Below are 20367 nucleotides of genomic sequence, written 5' to 3'. Positions count from 1 at the left end.
GTTAGCGCTAGCTTCACCTCACTTTCTAATAAAAAGATACGACTATGAATAATAAAATTAACGCAGTCGCAAAAGCAGTTACCCTACTGTTAGCTGCAGCGTCAACAGCTGCCAATGCTGATCTGGTCATTACCGAGTATGTTGAAGGTGGTGGTAGTAATAAAGCTGTTGAAATTTCAAACTTAGGCACGAGTGCAGTAGATTTAGATGCTGCTCAATACGCGATTACACTTTACTCGAATGGTTCAACTGAAGCGGGTAACTCGTCAATTCTCACCGGTACATTAGCTGCTGGCAGTAGTATTGTTTACCACAATGGCAGTGCCGATGACGCTTTTAAAGTGGGTATTGAATCAACTGTAACCTACTTTAATGGTGACGATGCGTTATTGCTGACAAAAGACGGCGCCATTATTGACCGTTTTGGCAAGCTTGGCGAAGACCCAGGTTCTGAATGGACCGATGCAAACGATGCTAACTTTTCGACTAAAGATAAAACGTTAAGACGCAAAGCCAGTATCACTACAGGTGATACCAATGCCTCAGCTGATTTCCCGGGTACTGATAACCAGTGGCTAGTATTCGATAAAGACACCAGTGATGGCTTAGGTTGCCCAGGTGAAGGTGCTTGTACTGCTGAACCTGGTGTATTAATCATTACCGAATACGTAGAAGGTGGTGGCAATAATAAAGCTGTTGAATTATCTAACGTAGGTGGCAGTGCAATTGATTTAGATGCTGCTGTATATACGTTAAGTTTATATGGCAATGGCAGCACTGATGCGGGTAATACCGAAACTCTAACAGGTATGCTGGCTGCTGGTGAAAGCATTGTTTTCCATAACAGCAGTGCCGATGACGCATTCAAAGTGGGCACGGCTTCAACTGTTACTTATTTTAATGGTGATGATGCGCTGGTTCTTTATAAAGATGATGTGGTTATCGACCGTTTAGGTAAGTTAGGTGAAGATCCTGGTTCTGAATGGACGGATCCGAACGATGCAAACTTTTCGACAAAAGACAAAACGCTACGTCGCAAAGACAGTGTCACCGCTGGTGATACTGATGCAACAGCAGCATTTCCTGGTGATAACAATCAGTGGGTGACATTTGATAAGGACACTGCTAATGGCCTAGGTTGTGCTGGGGAAAGTGCATGTGGCGAAACGCCAGTTGAGCCAGACCCAGATACGCCTTGCTCAGGTTGTGAAGAGTTAACTCCTGTTGCAGACCCAACCACCTTTGACGGTAACGTTTATTATACTAACGTGCTGACGGGGAGTTTTGATGATGCTGAAGCAATGAAAAATGCCATTTCTGTTGCTATTACTGCAGGTCATCAACAGCTAACTTACAAGCAAGTTTGGACAGCACTGTCTTATTCTGATGAAGATCCTGCTAACAGCAGTAATGTTATTGAGCTTTACACAGGCCTATCTGTATCTAAGCAAAATAATGGCGGCAATACCAGTGACTGGAACCGTGAACACGTTTGGGCTAAAAGCCATGGCTTCCCAAGTGAGTCGCAATTAGGTTACACCGATGCGCACCATTTACGTCCAACGAATGTAAAGGTTAACTCAACTCGCAGTAACTATGACTTTAATGAGTGTAGCGATACTGGAACTGAGGTGGCTGACGCACCAGGCAATTACCTAGATACTGCGGCACGTTGTTTTGAGCCTCGCGATCAAGTTAAAGGTGATGTCGCACGTATGATCCTTTACATGGATACACGTTACCAAGGCAATGACAGTAACATGCCTGACTTAGTTGCAGTGGATCGCATCACTACGGCTGATGAAGTCAGTAATAACGACCCACTGCATGGCAAGCTATGTACACTTTATGCTTGGCATCAACAAGATCCAGTTGATGCTGCTGATACACAGCGTAATGATGCCGTGTATAAGTATCAAGGAAACCGTAACCCATACATTGATTACCCAGAGTGGGTTCAACAAGTTTATGGTGACCAATGTGGTGATCCAGCTAATCCGAGCTTAGATGTTGACGTAATTATCGATGCACCAGAGCAAGTGAACGAAGCTGAAACACTGGTTATTGATGCATCAGCTACGGTTGCTGAAGATGGTTCAGAGCTTAGCTTCAGTTGGGAGCAAACAGCTGGACCAGCGTTAACCTTTGATGGCACTAAGGCTATATTATCTGTAACCGCACCAGAGGTGACAGCAGATACAGCAATAGCATTTACTTTAACGGTCAGTGACGGTGTACTAGATAAAACTCAAGTGGTTAATGTGTCTGTTATCAATGTGCCATTAGCTTTTGATGTTAGCTTTAGTGGTAATACTGAACTAAATGAAGGTGAAAGCACGACGATTACTGCTGCTATAGCTGATGAGCCTGAAGGGTTAACATACACGTGGAAGCAAGTGTCAGGTGCCGCTGCTGAGTACAGTGCAGATGGTTTAGTATTAACGGTAAACTCCCCTGAAGTTTCTGTTGATCAATCGCTTGTATTTGAACTTGTGATTAGCGATGGTGAAGAGCAAGTGACATCTTCAGTTAGTGTAAATGTTAGCAACACTTTAGAAGATGGTTGGAGCAAACCAGAAGGCGCCGGTAGTTTGGGTGCTGGTTTACTGATGCTGCTACCGTTACTGTGGCGTCGTCGTCAATCATAAGCGTTTGTCTTGATTCATGGCGTAACCATTAATATGAGTTAGTCATAGTATTCAGTTTTATAAGATGAGTGACTAACTCACATAAAACCAGCTGAGCATAGAGTTGCACAGCTGGTTTTTTTATTGCTAAATTCAGTGTTGTTATTGATATGGATTGCAATAGTGCGATATCTACATAATAGTAATTTGTAGGCTTTTTTAATCTGTTTACTGGTGTGATATTAGGGATAAGTGATGAAAACAATGACATGTAAGCAATTAGGCGGCGCCTGTGACGAGCGTTTTCAAGCTGACAATTTTGAACAAATACAAACCTTGAGTCAGGCGCATGGAAAGTTGATGTTTCAGCAGCAAGAGCCTGCACATATTCAGGCAATGACGGCTATGTTTGATTTAATGCAAAACCCATCAGCATTACAGGCTTTTATGGAAGATAAACGGGCTTTATTCGAATCATTACCTAATGATTAATTAGTTGAATAAAGGCAACCACGAGGGGGGTGGGGAAACACGACTAAGTGCTAGTTATTAGTGCTAGTTACTCTTTTTAGTAATTAGCTTTAGTTATTAACTTTAGTCACTCGCTATGAGCCAGTAACTACTTAAGCAAACACCCAATCGTTCAAATCACAAAAATAGAAAGGATTCAGAGTGAATGTAGCGCTATTAAGTCATACCGATACCGCCAATGCGAGTAAGGCATTAAGGTATTTTATCGATGGACTTTCAAACGATTTAAAATCACTACCTGTGGTTTATATCGCTTCAGAACCTGATGCACAAAGGCAATTTTTTAATCCTATTGCCGATTGTTATCGTCAACTTGGGTTTAATACTGTTCAGTATGTGGAACTAGAGCAGGACTTTGATGCCCAAGCAACGTTAAAGGCTTTAAGAGCGGCTGGTTTGGTTCATTTATCGGGTGGCGATACGTTTCGATTTTTATATTGGCTAAAGCAACGAGGGCTTGATAAACAGCTTTATCATTTAGCTGAAAATGGCTTACCGATTGTTGGCGTCAGTGCTGGTGCAATGATATTGACGCCAGATATCAGTAGCGCCATATTATGTGGCGATACAAATTCAATTGGGTTGGCTAACACATCAGCGCTTAATATAGTGCCTTTTCAATTTGTACCACACGTTAAAAACCCGCAAGAACCAAGTGCTCAAATAATGGGTTTTGTTGCCCATACCCAACAAGACTTATTATTGTGTTCAGATGATGATGCGGTAGTACTTCACAGTGGCTTGTTAACGACTGAACCTAGCTTAATATCAAAAAACATACATTACTTCGGCCAACCTAACTTAGTACAACAAGCCTAAAAAAGTGGGGCATTAAGCCCCACTAACATGATGTTTATGACTTGCTAATATGGCCTAGAACTTAGGTTTATATTCAAAAGCCGCTTGGGCTTTACTGTCAGTAAATACTTCAATAACCTGCTTTTTGTTAAACAAGCTGTTGACGATATTGTTAGGGAAAGCTTGAATACAGTTATTAAAATTAGCCACATTTTGGTTAAAAATACGCACTGCAGCACCGACATTTTCTTCTTGCTCAGTAATTTCCCCCATAAACTTGGCGAAAGACTCAGAGGCTTTAAGTTCTGGGTATGCTTCCACAGCGACATTGATGCCTTTGATTAATTCTTGTGATGCTTTATCAACCTGGCTTTGCAGTTTCGGGTCAATATTATTATCTTGCAGCGCATTAATACCTTGACGTAATGCGGTGATTTTAGGCAGCAAATCACTTTCGTAATCTTTGTGCTCTTGCAGAACACGATCAAGTTCAGGGATGATTCGGCTACGTTGTCTTTCTTGCGTTAACACATCAGCCCAACCGCGTTGCACTGCGTTATGCTCTTTAACAATGGCATTGTAAATGGTGAGCATAATAATCGCGATAACAACAATGACGGCTAATATCACATACGACATTTCCATAGTGGTTCCTTATTTCCTAGGTTAGGTTGTGTGTTTAATGATTTGGTTAACGAAGCCAAAGATACTATTCACTGTGAACAGAGAAGTGTCATTAAGCAACTCTTCTTTAAATTTTTCTGGTTCAGTGATGTCATAATCCATAGCAGGATTGAGTAAGTTAGTATTGTGTTGATTGATTAATAAGCTTCCATCATGAGCAAATTCAATGGTGAGATTTTTTAGTTTATTATTGAGTTGTTCACATGCCACTACGACAGCAGGCTCCAGAAACTTAGCCGCATCGAACTCAGATTGTGCTTGAACATGGAAGGCTTTTTCAAACTCTCTTGATGCTGGCATAAAGCGTTGTGACCAGCGTTTTGATAATCTCGACTCACTCATCACTAAGTGGGTGGTTTTATTGATAGGTGGAATGATGACACCTTGTCGATAGTAATGATCGTATACGGTTCTAGTACGTGTTCGAGTGCCACCTTTACCGTCAGATTCAGTATAGGTTTCAGTTCTTCTATCCACATAATGATGATAAACCACAGATGCTCGAATTAACCCGCTTTCTGCATGAAAATCAATTTCTTTACCCCATTCTACTTTTTGAGAGTAATTACCTCGATTAAAGTCGACAAACTTGTTTTCTGCATCCTTTAAAAAACCGCTATCGCAATCTCGCATATTGTATAGGTGTTTTAAGGTTTCGTCCCTTATGAGGGTTGAGACTTTTTTAATTTGGCTGCGGCGGTTAAAAAACTGCCAAATTGGTATAATTAGTGTGATGATACAGACTGCGAAAACGGCATAATCCAGGTCAGTATAGCGGTAGTAATAAGTTAATTGCTCTAGGTAAAACCAATATCCAATCCCGCTAAATAAGGCTATAGCGATAACAATGAATAAGTTAGTATTGTTATAAGACAATTGGTTTGGGTAATGAATTGCTGTATCTAATGCGTCTTTAATGACATCAATAGAGCTTGAGTGGCTAACTTGGCTTTTGAGTTGCTTTAAAAATTGACTTAGAGATTGATTATTTGCAGGTTTCTCAGTGGTATTTTTAGGCGTATCGACTGGCGACTCTTGAGGCATGTGACATCCTTGTGGAATTTAATATCCATATATTACTCAGCCATTTTAAACTGTAAAGTATTGTTTTATATAAATTGAGATACATTCGTTTACAAAGCGCACCCTTGCCAATTCATCTATTTATTTTAAAGGACAGTCAATGCCAAAGCTTCAATCATTTGACCATATCCATATTTACGTTAAGAATCGACAACAAGCAGTGAAATGGTATCAAGCGGTTTTAGGTTTCTCTGTTGTTGAGTCATTGGCGTTTTGGGCTGTTGATAAAGGGCCATTAGTGGTCGCACATGAGGATTTGCATTTAGCTTTATTTGAATCTGAACTTCAAAAAAGAACCACGGTCGCTTTTGGTGTTGATGCGGCAAACTTTTTATTATGGCAACAACATTTAACGACCCATGAAGTGACATTTGTGGTGAGCGACCATGATATTTCATGGTCGCTTTATTTTAGCGATCCTGATGGAAATCCATTTGAGATTACAACTTTTGACTATGAAAACGTCGTCAATAACACCTCTGCTAAAAAAGAGTGATAAATCAGGTTAGCCATTAAGTTACGTCAGCCCAATAGGCGAGTAAGATAAAAGCGTAGAGGAATATATGACCCCTGCAATTAATTTATTAGAAAGAGAAGGGATTAGTCATCAAGTGCTTAGCTATCAACATGAAGCTAGTGCACAATCATATGGCGACGAAGCGGTAACTAAGTTAAACCTGTGTGCTGAGCAAGTTTTTAAAACCTTGGTGGTGCAGTTAGATAATGGAACATTAGCTGTCGCTATTACGCCCGTTTCTTCAAAGCTTAATTTAAAACAAATGGCTAAGAGTGTTAGGGTTAAAAAAGTTGTAATGGCAGATAAGCAACGGGTTGAGAAAGCCACAGGTTATGTTCTAGGTGGGGTTAGCCCGTTAGGGCAAAAGAAGCGATTACCGACTGTGATTGATGTGAGTGCTGAACAATTTGATGTCATTTATGTTAGTGCAGGTAAGCGCGGTCTAGAAATCGGTTTATCGCCAATATCACTTTGTGCGTTAACTCAAGGTTCTTTTGCGAGTATCACGCAATAATCGTAATGTTAGTGCAATAGCTTGAAGATTTTTAATCGCCAAATGGCAGTGCTTTACTTTTAGGAATGGAATATGAATCTAGATAAATCAAGAAAGAGAATCGCTAAAAAAGTAAAAGCAGGTTTTAAAGGTTATCCGCAAGTTAATATCATCTATCAGGGGAAAACCCAAGATATCGCTGACGAAGTGATAATTGAGTTTGTATTAGATGAAGGAGCTGAGCCGCAGCAGCAATCTTTTAAGAGTAAAGTTGATGTAAGAGAAGATGAGGTGATTCAAACCACACTGGTTAAGATTATCGATCGTGCTGATGCCAAAACGGTAACAGAGGCGTCAAGGCTGATTGCTGCTAACATTTGATCGTTAATGCTCAATTGAGTACATAAAACCAATGGAAATATGTTATCCGTTGATAAAGTCGCTAAATGACAATATTGAACAATAAAAAAGGCTTATCGTTTAGATAAGCCTTTTTTCAATCAATTCATTTAGCATTTTACAAAGTAAAACTTAGAAACTAGCGCTGCTCTGATATACAGAGCAATGCCATATTTAGCTAAGTATTAAGAAGCAATGTAATGAGTGCGTCTTCTACGACGTCTCATTCTACCTTCTTTATCACCATCGTCCGACTCGTTATTAGAATCGTTTGCTGAATCATTAACTGCAGTTTCACCAGATTTTTTGGTCTTAGCGGTAGCTTCGTTACTTTGCGCCAGTTGAGCTACATCATCCGGCGTTTCGGACTTTTTTTCATTTCTCTTAGTGTCCCCCTTGAAGACGGACTTGATGATGCTTGTTACGCCATTAATGCCGGCTTCATCTTCAGCTTGCTTGTCTTCAGAGATATCTTCAGAGAATTCAATTTTGTCAATTTTTGGTTTTGCTTTCTTCGGAGATACGGCTACCGGGTCAAGGCTTTTTGCTGCACTTACTGTATTAGCGGCTGTAAGCTCTTCTGCTGCAGAGTCTTCTGCGGCTGATTTAAGCATACTTTCTGCCAGTGCTTTTTGAATTTGATTACTGATTTCAGAAACATTGTCAGGAGAAAGGCTAGAGCTGGATGCTTTCTCTGGCGCAGGAGCTGCTGGTGCTACAATTGGCGCACTTACTGGGCTATTCGTATTCTCAGCAGCTTGCTTAGCAACGCGTTGATTGAAGTCAGTAGTGACCTCATTAACTTCAGTCTTGGCAATTGATAATGCAGAAATTAGCTCATCAAATGACCCTTTGAAAGAGTTGTACTTACTTTCAAAAGGATCAATATTTGATTTAACTTCATCAGTTAAGTTAATTGTCAGTTTTTTGTATGTGTTAATTTCCTGCTCAAACTCAACCAGCACGCCTTGAGTTGCTGCCACGCTTTCTTCCATGCTCGCGACTTTAACTTGAAGTGCTTTTTCCTTGGCAGTAAATTCTTCAATAAGATCTTGAGGAATCAATGCTGGCGGTGTGATGACAGGCACAAGGTGGGCAAATTCTTTAATGCAACTTACCGGCTTCCACTGTGTGAATGAAGGGTGCCAACCGTAACAGTTGCCATCTTTCATTAAAAATTCTTTTGCTTCAACTTCGTTCAACGGCCCTGTTACTTGACCATTCTTGGAAAAATACCATTTTTTCATAGTCGTATTCTTTTTATTTAGTTAACAACAATTGTTATATGCCACTCAGATTTAATCAGTTTTTAAGTCGGGTAAAACTTAATTAACTCACACCTGATAAGGTTTTCTGAAGTGCGGCATATTGTTCATTAACGCTACGAAGCGTCGCTTCTACTTTTTCATTCAACTCTTTTGTTGTGACCTTATAACGGCTTGAGTCACGTCCAATATCTGACATTGAAGAATTAATCGTTTTTAGCGTGGTGTCGATTCGGCCAAGGGCTGAATTCAACTCACGTTCCTTAGCAGTAAATCGCTCGATTAACTGTTGTGGGATCTCCGCAGGAGGCGGTGGCGGAGACACTGTAATATCAAATTCTTCAACGTGGCTAACTGGTACCCATTGGGCATAAGACGGGTGCCACGCATAGACATCAGGGTTCGATGCAATAAATTTATTCGAATCAGCTAAGCCTAACGGTCCGCTGATCTCACCATTATTTGAGAAATACCACTCTTTCATAGTCCACTCTTATCCTTAATCGTGTAGTAAGCTAAAGTTTTATGAATACAATCAACAGCTTTGGTGATTTCAAAATATAACGAAGGAAAACGTCAGCTTGCAGGGTTAAAAAAAATTAAACCGCATATCATACGAACTGGTTACATTAACCTATATTCGTTAACATATCTACTTCGAAATAGTTAAATTTTCAAGTTTTTATTGCTGGGTAAATTAGCAGGAGCTAATAGTGTTCAAATGAGTGTTTAAAACGATTGTATTATTCGAAGTCGGCATTAACTTCAAATGTCATTGCTACATTGGTGTGTGGGTGGGTAATGGATAATAGTTGAGCGTGTAAATGTAACCGCTGTTCTGTTTTACCATATAAATCATCACCTAAAATTGGCATGTTTAATCCCTGATGATGTGCACAATGTACTCTTAATTGGTGGGTACGCCCAGTTTTAGGGTATAAATGTAATAAACTCTTGCCACTTTTTGTGGTGACTTTTTGCCAAAATGTCTCTGCGTGCTTCCCATGTTCATCACAGACGAGCTGTTTTGGGCGATCATCAAGATCTACCCTTAGAGGTAAGCTGATAGTGCCACTATCTTCGGTTACGTCACCGTCGATTTTTGCGATATAGCGCTTGGTGACTGTTCGAGCAATAAATTGTTGTACTAAGTGTTTATTAACCTCTTTTGATAACGCGATTACCATTAAGCCCGAAGTTGACATGTCTAACCGATGCACAATCAATGGTCCAGTTGCATTTGGAAAGCGTTGTTTCATTCTGCTGTATACCGAGTCAGTAATATTTTTACCTGGTACCGATAAGAAGTTAGCTGGTTTATTAACAATCACAATATAGGGGTCTTGATATAAAATTGGCAGCTCAACCCCTTCGGCGGGATTGTTAAGTAACGGGTTTTCATCTACGTTCATACCATCAAGCATATGACCTAAAATAGGCCTACATTTGCCATGGCATGCAGGGTAGTAGTTTTTATGTTGTTTGATTTCTGACTTGGGTGATTCGCCCCACCAAAACTCTGCCATCGTGATGGGAGTGAATTGTTGTTGAAAAGCATATTGTAGTAGCTTAGGCGCAGCGCATTCTCCTGCTGCCGCGGGTGGCTGCTGGTTAGGTGCATCTTTAAATATATGGGTTAAATCTCGGCTTTCACCACGTATATTTAAAAAACGATATTGGGCGAATAGTTTGTGTTGCAGTGTATTCGATACTTGCTTTCGCTGCTGTTTGATAGAATCAATTTGATTTGTCAGTGCGTCTAATTGCTGCTGCACCAAGCCACATTTGTGCTCCCAACTTGCTTTAATGCTGTTGAGTTGATGCTTATCTTGTACGCTTTGTCGACTCAATTCTATCGACAGTGTTTTTTGCTCATCTTCTGTTAGATTGGTCAGACTACTGCGCTTTGCTTTACGAGTTTTACGATTCTCAATCATTTGCTGACGAAACTGTGCAATCTCTTGCTCGGCTTTTAACATCAGCAATTTAAGGTTTTCAGTCAAAGACGCAAGGTTAGGGTCGCTTTGTATAACAGTCAGCTGATGACTTAATGTGTTGACTGCCTCATATTCGTCTTTAAAAAAGCTATCTTGGCTGAGCATGTCAAATACCGGTGGCACAAAATATGGAAGAATATTTTGGTCGGCGACTTTTCCTGAAAATGCGGCAAGAAACCCGAGTTGATTATGAGCATCTTTAACCACGAGAACCCCAAACATTTTGCCAATAACAGGCAGTGATTGCAGCGATTCAGGAGCATGACTTTGCGTTACTCCGAAGTTATGTTGCCAATCAGTCTGGTGCATCAAGTGTTGCTGAAGCTGCTCAGATGCCTTAATGGCTAGTGGGTGTGGCTGATAAAAAAATGGGAAGGTGAATTTTTCTGGTAAAGGGATATCAGCAACCGATTCGTTGAATTGGATGAAACGGGGATCGAGTTCAGACATGGATAACCTTTTACAGAATAAACATCAAAAATATTGAGAAATAGTCAGGTACTATCATCGCTCATGCTTTCACTTATGAAGCGCAAACATTTTAATCATTTAATAACAGAAAAATGAGTTTAACTATAACAATGACGGGCATTGTTAATTTTACCTTGAATGCAACACAAGTGCATCAGTTAACCATAGAATCATCAGTAATAGCGCTGATTGTATATCGATTGCCCAAGCTGATAAGAATATGGCGCCTCACAGGGCGCCATTGACATGTGTATCTCGGCATCATTAAGCTTACTTATGCCGTGAGCAGTTAAGAAGGTTAAGGACGATAAAGCACGCAAACTTTATTACCAGCAGGGTCTTTTAGGTAACCTAAATACAATTTAAAATTTGGCCCCTGTCTGTAACCTGGAAGATCCTCACAACTTTCGCCCCCATTTGCCAAACCCGCAGCATGCCACTCGTCAGCTTGCTGTTCATTTTCGCCGCAAAACCGATTGTTGAGCCATTACCATGGCTGGCTGCTTCACCGTTAATAGGCTTGGTTAATGCAAAAACACCTGTATCAGTAAAATAGAAACAGCGGCCTTTTTCGTCAATTTGACCTGGTGCATGACCTAATGCTCCTAACGCAGCATCATAGAATTTTTTCGACTTCTCGATATCGTTTGCACCAATCATAATGTGACTGAACATGTGTATCTCCCTACAGATTTAATAGTAATAATTTACTGAGGTAATTGTTAATGCGCCGCATGTTGTTCAAGTAGCTTGATTGTGTGACTCAATAAAACACCTGTACCAATGTCACCATGACCTGGTAATACTTGTTCGCTATCGGCAAATTGAACTTGTAACTGCTTAATTGAGTTTGGCCAAGCAATCAGATCGGCTTCACCGTAGTAACCAAGGGTTTTGCTCGAAAGGCTTTTAACTAAACAGCCTCCATAAAGCAGTTTTGATTCAGGGAACCAGACGACAAGATTATCGTGAGTGTGGCCAGCACCGACAAAATAAACTTCGATTTTCTGGCTTAAAAAGTCGAACTGACCGGGCGTAAACTGTTGCTTTGTCTTTGGGCGGCCTGCTTTTTCTAATAGTTGGTTAGTGTGCGTCGATGCGTAAGTGTCAACGCCAATGCTATTGAGATAGCCCACACCTGCAGTTCTGTCTTCATGGGAATGAGTCGATACACTTGCTGTTAATGTTAAGCCTTGATGTTCAACCCATTGCACCAATTTAATTGTGTCTGCTTCACTCCAAGGAGTATCAATCAAGTAGGCATCTTTGCCATCGATAAAAATAAGCCCATTTGAGCCAACAAACCCAAACTGCTTGGTGTGCATGAAAGACTCATGCAGGTATAGATTGTCTGATAATGCCGATATTGACAGTTCACCATGCTGGCTTGGTTTTAATGCTAAAGGCAACGTTGGATCTGAACCGTTAAGGGAGGCTGCATTTGCTTTAGCGGCCATTGTGGGTTGATTGACTTGTTCGGCGAAAGTGGGCACTGCGATTATTGAGCTCAGCAGGACAATCAATATTAGAGTGCCATGGATAATTGGGGTCATAGTTAAAATGCCATTATTGATAACGCTTTATTAGCATGGAATAAAATGACCTTTAGCTTACTGTTTTTAATCTAAAACAACAGCTCATTATTGATGAGCTAAAAACAATTTTTTTACATCGACTTTGGCTTGTATTCTTGAGGCGAGTAAATAAATGCCTGCAAGTTTACGATGAACAAAAATAGCGTCAGTTGGCGGGGTATGCCATTCATCTTGTTTGGTACTTAATGACTTGGCTGCATCAGTAATACGTTTAGCAAGATTGCTACTGGCAAAATCGTATGGACCTTCACTTCGCAATGGCTCGCAAGCTTGATAAAAAATATCAACGATAAAGGCTTGTTGCTCTGGAGTGATACTGTCTTGAAAAAAACCAATTGATTCGGCTGCACTTGTCATGAGCGCTTTATCACTTGTCATTGCACCTTGCATCAGCATTCGGTATCCATTAGACAGCGTCTTAGTAATTTTTCTGGTGGCACCGAAGTCGAGTAATACAATGCTACCTGTCTCTTTTTGGTACATAAAATTGGCAAAATTGGGGTCGGTTTGCACCAAAGAAAAAGTAAACAGTTCATCTAAAAACAATGCTAATAGATCAGTCGCGACTTTATCTCTGTCTAGCTGAGGTAATTCGCTGACGGATTCAATCGGTACACCTTCGACAAACTCCATAACAAGAATACTGTCAGTGCTATGTTGTTCATATAGTTTAGGAACGATAAATCGTGTGTCGTTAGCGACCCATTGTTGATACTCTTTTAGCAATCTTGCTTCGTAGCTGTAATCAGCCTCGTGATGCAATTGTGCTTTGGCTTCAGTCAGTAATTTATCAAACTGCACATTGTCGGGGACCAGCTGCGCTACTTTGAGTAGGGTGGCAACGTTATCAATGTCGCTGTCAATGCTGTCTTTAATACCTGGATATTGGATTTTTACTGCCAGTTTTTCACCTGAATCAAGATAGGCTTGATGCACTTGGCCGATAGACGCAGCAGCAAATGGACGTAACTCAAATTGAGCAAATGGCGCAAGCCAATCATCACCCCATTGCTGCTTTAGCGTAGCAACCAATTGCTTGTGAGGCATTGCTTTAGCATCATCACGAAGTCTAGCCAGAATGTCGCTGAGTTCTTTGGGAAGTAAATCACCAGTATCCATTGAGATCATTTGGCCAACTTTCATGGCAGCCCCTCGAAGCTGCGCTAGCTTTTCTGCGACTTGAGTCAGGTTGTTAGGGGTAAGTACCAGTTGTTGAAATGTTGGCTTTTGCCCTTTACTCAGCTGTTTTGCACCTTCCACGAATACATTGCCTGCAAGGCGAGAGGCTAGCCCGCCTATTTTGGATAGTCTAGATAACCGACTGCTGGGAACACTGGCAACTTCTTTAGACATAGTGACAACTCATGTAATTAATGGATTCAGCATCAACATCAAATTAATGATGCTGACACTGTATCAAGAATGGGAGACTCAATGTCTATCAACATGCAGTTTAATAGCTTATGAGTCTTTATTTAATTATAAATAACAATACGATTATTAGTGAATTTAGATCAATCAGTTAATCGTAGGGAATTGGGTGAGGTAATAAGACGGTATGAATAAAGCCAAGCTAACACGTATGAATAAGCTGTAACCCTCATCAAAAGATAATTGCTGGTCTGCAGTGAAATGAGGAGTATCGAAAGAGGTAGGTAATTATGAATACGAATGACAATAGCGATTAACATACCCAGCATAAAAGCTGGGGCAACAAAGAAGGTTTTGTTGCCCTAAGCTATTGATTAAAAATCTATTGTGTCTTGCCAACCTAAAAGGACACTTTGTAAGCCATGCTTTTGCTCATAACGCTCAAGTTTTTCAGGGCTTGCATCACTTAATGCCAATTCTCGATATTTTTTGGCAAATTTAAGGGTGCGTAGAAGCTCTTGATAAAAGTGTTTTCCTAAATCTCGGCGTATGGCATCGGCTAAGGTTTCAGGTAGTTGAGATAATGCGCGTTCGGTATGGTTTTGAATCGACTCAGTGCTAAACCATTGCTCATTAAGCTCTATTTTACGTAAACGCTTTTTCATGTCTTCACGTACTTTGGCATCATCAAACATGATGCGGTACAAGACGGCTTCAGCCAGCACACTTTCAAGACCTAAACTGAACAGTGGATCGAGCTCAGTTTTAGCATAAAAGGTTTCAAGTAACACTTTGGTGGCTTCTTGGCTGTGATGATCTTGTAGCGCTGATTGATAATCTTGCCAACCTAGCCATTCTTCAGTGTCGGGTGGTGTAGAGATTTTCTCTAACAACAGTGGATTAATATCACCATAAAGCGATTTATCACTACCGTGCATGTGTTTACTGACAACGGTCAACATGCTCCAGCCTTTTTGAAAACACTTCAACACACCATCAGGTGTTTGTAGCAAGGCAACTGAGCCTGCAGGCTCTTGGCCCGTCAGTGCAATAAGTCCAAGGCTCACAACTCCAATAACATCATGACCTGCTTGCTCAAGTAGATGCATTTTATGCTTGTTATAAAACTTATCAGCCAGTTTTAAACTCATTAAAATCGCTTTGGATTTTATTTGAGTGATGTGCTCATCAGTTAATCTTTCATCTGTGCGCCCATATTCTAGTACTCTACTAAAGTAAGGGCCTTGGTTATTATCACGTAATGCTAATTGCATTAACTCGATTCCTTAATCAAGAAAAGTAAACATATCGTCGACTTCGGCGTATTCATCAGCCACTTCGTTTTTCTCTTTAGCTTGCAGTACAAGCTCATTAACGAACTTACCAATAATTTGTTCCCATCCAGAACTTTCATTACGGAGTAAGTTTTTAATCGAAGAGGCCACATCTGGCGCAATTTGTTTAATTAACGCAAGCAAGCTACGCGGATCATCAATCGCTAAACTATGTGCTTCTTCATCTGCCTGCCAGTTGCTATAACCAACGGTTTCGCCGTCATCTTCATCGTCAAAGCTTTCGTAAATACTGTTGGTATCTTGCTCGGCTGAAGGCGATAAAATTAACTCGATAAACGGAATAGAAAGGTAGAATAAGCCTGCAGGATCTTCTGCAATACATTCTAAAATCGCCGCTTGTTTTTCTTCGGTACCCTGAATACGGATAAGGTAAGTTAAAAACTCAAATGTATGATGCATAAGCTCATCAGCATTGGTTTTAATTTGTTCTTCCCAATATAAAGGTTGCTGACAAACGATGTCGCGAATTTGTTCAGGCGTCATTAACTCCGACATAATTGACGGACATGAAATATCATGATGACTGTTAATCTGCGTTAATGTCACAATGTCCATATGTTCAATAACATCAACAAGTTGATCGTCTGACATCGTGTTTGCAATGATTTCGAATCGCTTACTGGCTTGTTGTGGCTCGACGTCAGCTAGATCTTTTATCTCTGCTGCGGTGAGTTCAATAAGATTGTTCATTATCGCTCCTCGTCATCATATTGGTCGTAATAACCTTCTTCATCGCTGTCATCATAGTCCCCATCATCATTGTAGGGGTCATAGCCGTCATCATTAGTGTCACTCGCTTCATTGGCACTAAAAGATTTACTTGGAGCAACCACATTATCTTGAGTATTCAGCAGGTAAACCACTGCGCAGCTTTCTATTAATAGCTCTTCAGAATATTTTCGTACCGCTAACACTAACGGGACATCAGCGTTATTAAATTGAATCGTTACCTTAAACTCATCCCAGCTAGGTAATTCAGCGTTATCAATCCATGACGCCCATTTGGTTTTGGCTTCATCTGAAAAGCGAACACGATTGAATAGTGCAACAGGCAAATATTCTGGCACGGCTGCTAACATCGATGGATCGGCTAATAAAATCTCTTTCATCGAATCGGTGAATTTTGCTAAAGCTTCAGGGCTATCGGGATCGTTATACGATTCGATATTATCGAAGGCATTATTCTTTAACTCATTAATACGAGAGATATTAAGTGGTTTGCTCATGGGTTTCTCAAGAATAAAATTGGTCCCACAGCTCGGTCATAGCAGCTGTTGGGTTGGTCACGATGACATTATTAAAATCTTTAATAAATGCCGTTCTTAATTTTTTATCAGATAACACATCGTAGGCATTTTTAACCCGGTGCAGTTGCTCGGCTGCATGATGTTTTTCTTCTTCTGAAGCATTAATCAGTTTATCGGGATGGTACTTATTTGATAAACGTTTATAGGCTTTTTTTATTTCGTCTTCTTTGGCACTGGCTTTAACACCGAGGACTGTGAAGTGGTTAATCATATTTTTACCTATGGCGATTGAACTTGGATAGACTGATGCTATCCCACTAAATTATGATTATTTGGTTAGAAATAATAACAGAAATACAATCATTTCCATAAAACTATCAGCTAGTTTAGCTTAATTCAAAATACAGCGGGTAATATTGAATGAAAATAATACAAAAAGTGCTGTTATTGCTTTTTGTGAATAGAAACTGAGGTTATTAAAGCGCGTTAATACAGCTCTTTCTTGAATAACGTAAATTGAATTAACGCATGTAAGGTGTGGGGAGTTTATACATCAAAGCGCACTTGGCGCTTGATGATGTATTTAGATTACTGCTGGTGCTTGGTTGAAGAGTCACTTTGCTGGTTATCAATTAATGCCATTAATACTGGTACTAACTGGTTAACGATTCCTACGCAAAGGCTCAGTGCTGCAACATGTTCCCAACCCATTTTATGCTCCTTATTGACTGCCATTAGTCACTATTTGTGATGGAGATACCAAGCTAGTTTGCTTTGGCTTTCCTTGAATTCACAACCAGTATATAAAACGTTGGACAATGAGATAAGTGAGCTTTGTCATGAGTGTCAATGACATTTGTCATGAGGTCGTTCGTAGCCTTTGAAACTGAGTTTATTCAAGCTTTATCTGAAGCACTACTTATCTAGCCTAAGCAATAATTATTGTTAAAACCTAACTCAAATTCACATTACTTTATGAGTTTGAGTAACGCCTTGAAACGCTCACCTGTGGCTTGATGTTGCAGCTCAAATAAACATGATTCGGTATTGGTGAGAAAGGCGCCTTTTTGCTGCATCATTTGTAGGCCTAATTGTTTATTGTCTTGGCTGCGAGATGACACCGCATCGGCAACCACATGAACTTGATAACGATTAGCCAATAAGTCTTGGCAAGTTTGATACACACAAACATGGGTTTCGATGCCTGCTAAAATAATATTGTTACGATTGAGCCTTGCTAGCTGTTGCTGAAACTCATGACAATGCCAAGCACTAAAGTGCGATTTAGGGATAGCTTGCGTTGTTTTAGTTAATAGTGAAGCTAATGACTCGGTGGTCGAGCCTAATTTATCTGGTAGTTGTTCGACCCATAAAATGGGAATATCAAATAACTGTGCCCCTTGAATAAGCGTTTCAAGTTGCTGATGTAATTGGGATGACTGCTGCATGATTTGTGCAAGTTTGCCTTGAACATCAATAATGACTAATACTGACTTTTCACTTGTTAACATAAAAATCCCTCAGGTTAATCTGCCAATGTGCACCATTGTTTTGGCTATTCTTGCACCAGTAAACGCTAATTTTTGTGTTTCGCCTATTGTCGATAAGTCGAAGGAAGGAATCTGTCTAGGACGACATTGAGCTTGCTGCATTAGTGTTCATTTTGGGTTATTAATATTGACAAATAGCGGAGTCTTCAAGGATTAGGTAATGAAAAAACGTATTGTAATTTGTGCCGATGGAACTTGGAATCGGCCGGAAAAAAACCAAGATGATTACCCGACTAATGTGCTAAAAATGGCGAGAGCAATAAAACCTATTGCTGAAGACGAAACACCTCAACAAGTTTTTTATGATTGGGGTGTTGGCTCGTATTATGACTCGTTTTCTGGAGGGGTTACCGGTAAAGGCGTTCATAAAAACATAATGGATAACTACCGCTATATCGTTCAAAACTATCAAGATGGTGATGAGATATATTTATTTGGCTTTAGCCGTGGCGCTTATACCGTAAGGTGTTTATGCGGTTTGATTAATAATTGCGGTATTTTAAAACGTCCTGATGCTAACTTAATTCAACAAGCATTTAATCATTACAAAACCAAAGCTAAGGCCTATAAACCTAGCGGTGAAAAATCAATTCAATTCAGAAACAACCACAGCCACCCATCTAGAGAGGTCAAGTTTGTCGGTGTATGGGATACTGTGGGGGCGATGGGAATTCCATTTTCATTTCTAGGGTTATTTCATGATAAAGATGAGTTTTACGACACTAAGTTAGGCCGTAACGTTAAAGTCGCAAGGCATGCCATGGCTATTGACGAAATAAGGAGTGACTTTGAACCCACCATTTGGGAAAACAACAGTGATATTGATATTGAGCAAGTTTGGTTTGCTGGGGTTCATTGTGATGTGGGAGGCAGTTACTCGCCAGATCAAGATCAGACGTTATTGAGTGATATATCCCTACAATGGATGATTACGCAAGCAAATTTGCAATCCCTTAGTACGGAACCGCACTTAACGGATTCGCTTAATCCTAACCCCCAAGCAAGTAAACACAACTCGAAGAAGCATGTCTATCGGATCCGTGGTGAGTATATACGTGGCATTGATAAGGCTGGTTTGCCAGCCCAAATACATGAGTCGGTTAAGGTACGTTGGGAGCAAGATAGTCAATATCGACCGAAAAATTTAGTTAACTACATCAAGCAACACGGCTGGCCGACTAATTTGGTTGACTAAATAGTGAAATAACCTCGGTCAGCTTGGGGTAATTAACCACCACATTATTTGCCGAAGTGAGTTAGTATAATGGGGCGATGACTTCGCGAATGTTGTTAATAAATATCATAAGGATACCCATGTTGTTTCTTACTAAATTGAGCCGTATTTGGGCAATAACGGCACTCGTATTGATGACGTCAGTAACACTCAATACAGCCAATGCAGCACAAGAAACACATCTGTTAGGCAAGGCAACAAGCAAGGTAATAGACACTGCTATCCCCCAGAAAACAGCTAAGCGTGTCATTGCCTTATCTCCTCATGCAGTAGAAATGTTATTTGCCATTGGTGCAGGCGAGACAATAGTTGCAACCACGGACCATGCTGATTTTCCTGAAGAAGCCAAAGCGATTCCGAGTATTGGTGGTTATTACGGTATTCAAATGGAGCGCGTTATTGAGCTCAATCCAGATCTTATTGTTGTTTGGCAAAGCGGTAATAAGCTGGATGATATCAATCAATTAACCCAATTAGGCTTTAACGTGTTTAATAGCGATCCTAAGAGTTTAGATGATGTCGCCAAAGAGTTATTGCAACTTGGTGAGTTAACTGGCCATCAAGAAAAAGCACAACAAGCCGCTGATGAGTATCGATTACAGCTTAGTAAAATCAAAAAAAGTAACGCCCAAAAACCAGCAATAAAGGTATTTTATCAATTATGGTCTACGCCCTTAATGACAGTATCTAAAGGCAGTTGGATTGAACACATTATTAGTGCATGTCATGGCGAGAATGTGTTTCTTGATGCTGCGAGTGAATACCCACAAATCAGTGTTGAAAATGTATTACTCACCGATGCAGAAGTGATTTTACAAAGCCAAGATGAAGGCAATATTATTGGTGTCGATTGGTCAAAGTGGCCTGAATTACCAGCAGTTAAAAACAATCATATCTACCAGCTTAATGCAGACTTACTGCATCGAGCCTCCCCCAGAGCCATCTTAGGTGTGCAAGCATTATGTGCAGCCTTAGACAACGCCAGAGTCAACTGATGTGAAAAAAGCGTTCTATTCCATTTAGCTCCAACAGTCATCGCTTCTTTTGAAAAGTGTCCACTCGGACACTTTTTTGTTTTTCGGACACTTTCAAAGGTGTCCGCGGACACTTTTGTGAAATTTAGTTATTACTATAATTGCTTAAGTTGTTG

At 40.3% G+C, this 20367-nt stretch carries 21 protein-coding genes and 1 pseudogene; 8 read left to right on the top strand and 14 right to left on the bottom strand.

Annotated elements, in window-relative coordinates; translation table 11 throughout:
* Positions 1-44: 44 nt before the first annotated feature.
* From A9267_RS07065 to A9267_RS07055, 3 genes are all read left to right on the top strand, one after another.
* Positions 45-2648, top strand: coding sequence for an endonuclease (locus A9267_RS07065; protein WP_065108697.1), 2604 nt, complete (start codon positions 45-47; stop codon positions 2646-2648).
* A 234-nt stretch (positions 2649-2882) separates the two neighbouring features.
* Positions 2883-3119 carry a DUF1059 domain-containing protein gene (locus A9267_RS07060; RefSeq protein ID WP_065108696.1) on the top strand — a complete coding sequence of 79 codons (237 nt, stop codon included), beginning with the start codon at positions 2883-2885 and terminating at the stop codon, positions 3117-3119.
* A gap of 180 nt (positions 3120-3299) precedes the next feature.
* Entirely contained in the window at positions 3300-3977 is a 678-nt protein-coding gene (locus A9267_RS07055; RefSeq protein ID WP_065108695.1) for a Type 1 glutamine amidotransferase-like domain-containing protein, read from the top strand.
* A 54-nt stretch (positions 3978-4031) separates the two neighbouring features.
* On the opposite strand, the gene A9267_RS07050 is transcribed toward A9267_RS07055, so the two are convergent.
* Positions 4032-4601, bottom strand: a complete 570-nt coding sequence (locus A9267_RS07050) for a LemA family protein (RefSeq protein WP_065108694.1) — start codon at positions 4599-4601, stop codon at positions 4032-4034.
* A gap of 21 nt (positions 4602-4622) precedes the next feature.
* Positions 4623-5684 carry a DUF3137 domain-containing protein gene (locus A9267_RS07045; RefSeq protein ID WP_065108693.1) on the bottom strand — a complete coding sequence of 354 codons (1062 nt, stop codon included), beginning with the start codon at positions 5682-5684 and terminating at the stop codon, positions 4623-4625.
* Positions 5685-5823: 139 nt separating this feature from the next.
* On the opposite strand from A9267_RS07045, the gene A9267_RS07040 reads away from it, so the two are divergent.
* The 3 genes from A9267_RS07040 to A9267_RS07030 all read left to right on the top strand — a co-directional run bounded on the left by A9267_RS07040 (position 5824) and on the right by A9267_RS07030 (position 7114).
* A complete protein-coding gene (locus tag A9267_RS07040; RefSeq protein WP_055023642.1) occupies positions 5824-6219 on the top strand; it encodes a VOC family protein in 396 nt (131 codons plus the stop codon).
* A 67-nt stretch (positions 6220-6286) separates the two neighbouring features.
* On the top strand, positions 6287-6754 hold the full coding sequence (gene ybaK / locus A9267_RS07035) for a Cys-tRNA(Pro) deacylase (protein WP_065108692.1): 468 nt from the start codon (positions 6287-6289) through the stop codon (positions 6752-6754).
* Between the two features lie 72 nt (positions 6755-6826).
* Entirely contained in the window at positions 6827-7114 is a 288-nt protein-coding gene (locus A9267_RS07030) for a hypothetical protein (protein WP_065108691.1), read from the top strand.
* A gap of 203 nt (positions 7115-7317) precedes the next feature.
* On the opposite strand, the gene A9267_RS07025 is transcribed toward A9267_RS07030, so the two are convergent.
* From A9267_RS07025 to A9267_RS06975, 12 genes and pseudogenes are all read right to left on the bottom strand, one after another.
* Complete coding sequence (locus tag A9267_RS07025) at positions 7318-8379, bottom strand: DUF4339 domain-containing protein (protein WP_065108690.1); 1062 nt, start codon at positions 8377-8379, stop codon at positions 7318-7320.
* An 82-nt stretch (positions 8380-8461) separates the two neighbouring features.
* Positions 8462-8881: a GYF domain-containing protein gene (locus A9267_RS07020; RefSeq protein WP_055023646.1), complete on the bottom strand. Its 420-nt coding sequence runs from the start codon at positions 8879-8881 to the stop codon at positions 8462-8464.
* Positions 8882-9140: 259 nt separating this feature from the next.
* On the bottom strand, positions 9141-10844 hold the full coding sequence (locus tag A9267_RS07015; RefSeq protein WP_065108689.1) for an RluA family pseudouridine synthase: 1704 nt from the start codon (positions 10842-10844) through the stop codon (positions 9141-9143).
* Positions 10845-11163: 319 nt separating this feature from the next.
* Positions 11164-11540: pseudogene (locus A9267_RS07010) on the bottom strand (VOC family protein).
* A gap of 47 nt (positions 11541-11587) precedes the next feature.
* Complete coding sequence (gene bla / locus A9267_RS07005) at positions 11588-12418, bottom strand: subclass B1 metallo-beta-lactamase (RefSeq protein WP_082972239.1); 831 nt, start codon at positions 12416-12418, stop codon at positions 11588-11590.
* Positions 12419-12505: 87 nt separating this feature from the next.
* Entirely contained in the window at positions 12506-13813 is a 1308-nt protein-coding gene (locus tag A9267_RS07000) for an ABC1 kinase family protein (protein ID WP_065108688.1), read from the bottom strand.
* Between the two features lie 392 nt (positions 13814-14205).
* The gene (gene atcC / locus A9267_RS06995) at positions 14206-15105 is read right to left on the bottom strand and encodes a cold adaptation protein AtcC (protein ID WP_065108687.1); all 900 of its coding nucleotides are present in this window, start codon (positions 15103-15105) and stop codon (positions 14206-14208) included.
* A gap of 12 nt (positions 15106-15117) precedes the next feature.
* A complete protein-coding gene (atcB, locus tag A9267_RS06990) occupies positions 15118-15876 on the bottom strand; it encodes a cold adaptation protein AtcB (RefSeq protein WP_055023651.1) in 759 nt (252 codons plus the stop codon).
* A complete protein-coding gene (gene atcA / locus A9267_RS06985; protein ID WP_065108686.1) occupies positions 15876-16412 on the bottom strand; it encodes a cold adaptation protein AtcA in 537 nt (178 codons plus the stop codon). Before atcA ends, atcB begins: the two co-directional genes overlap by 1 nt.
* A 7-nt stretch (positions 16413-16419) precedes the next feature.
* Positions 16420-16704: a cold adaptation protein ActJcold adaptation protein ActJ gene (gene atcJ, locus A9267_RS06980; protein WP_055023653.1), complete on the bottom strand. Its 285-nt coding sequence runs from the start codon at positions 16702-16704 to the stop codon at positions 16420-16422.
* A 317-nt stretch (positions 16705-17021) separates the two neighbouring features.
* Positions 17022-17144, bottom strand: coding sequence for a hypothetical protein (locus tag A9267_RS22160; protein WP_269454721.1), 123 nt, complete (start codon positions 17142-17144; stop codon positions 17022-17024).
* Between the two features lie 257 nt (positions 17145-17401).
* Complete coding sequence (locus A9267_RS06975) at positions 17402-17944, bottom strand: hydrolase (protein ID WP_065108685.1); 543 nt, start codon at positions 17942-17944, stop codon at positions 17402-17404.
* A 199-nt stretch (positions 17945-18143) separates the two neighbouring features.
* On the opposite strand from A9267_RS06975, the gene A9267_RS06970 reads away from it, so the two are divergent.
* Together A9267_RS06970 and A9267_RS06965 are read left to right on the top strand one after the other, a co-directional pair.
* On the top strand, positions 18144-19178 hold the full coding sequence (locus A9267_RS06970) for a DUF2235 domain-containing protein (RefSeq protein ID WP_065108684.1): 1035 nt from the start codon (positions 18144-18146) through the stop codon (positions 19176-19178).
* 119 nt (positions 19179-19297) lie between these two features.
* Positions 19298-20212, top strand: a complete 915-nt coding sequence (locus A9267_RS06965; protein WP_231919057.1) for a cobalamin-binding protein — start codon at positions 19298-19300, stop codon at positions 20210-20212.
* Positions 20213-20367 lie beyond the last annotated feature (155 nt).

It is taken from the genome of Shewanella sp. UCD-FRSSP16_17 (assembly GCF_001675935.1).
Taxonomy (GTDB): domain Bacteria; phylum Pseudomonadota; class Gammaproteobacteria; order Enterobacterales; family Shewanellaceae; genus Shewanella; species Shewanella japonica.
The sequence above is the reverse complement of the archived record's forward strand: the minus strand, read 5'-3'. Positions and strand labels throughout refer to the sequence as shown.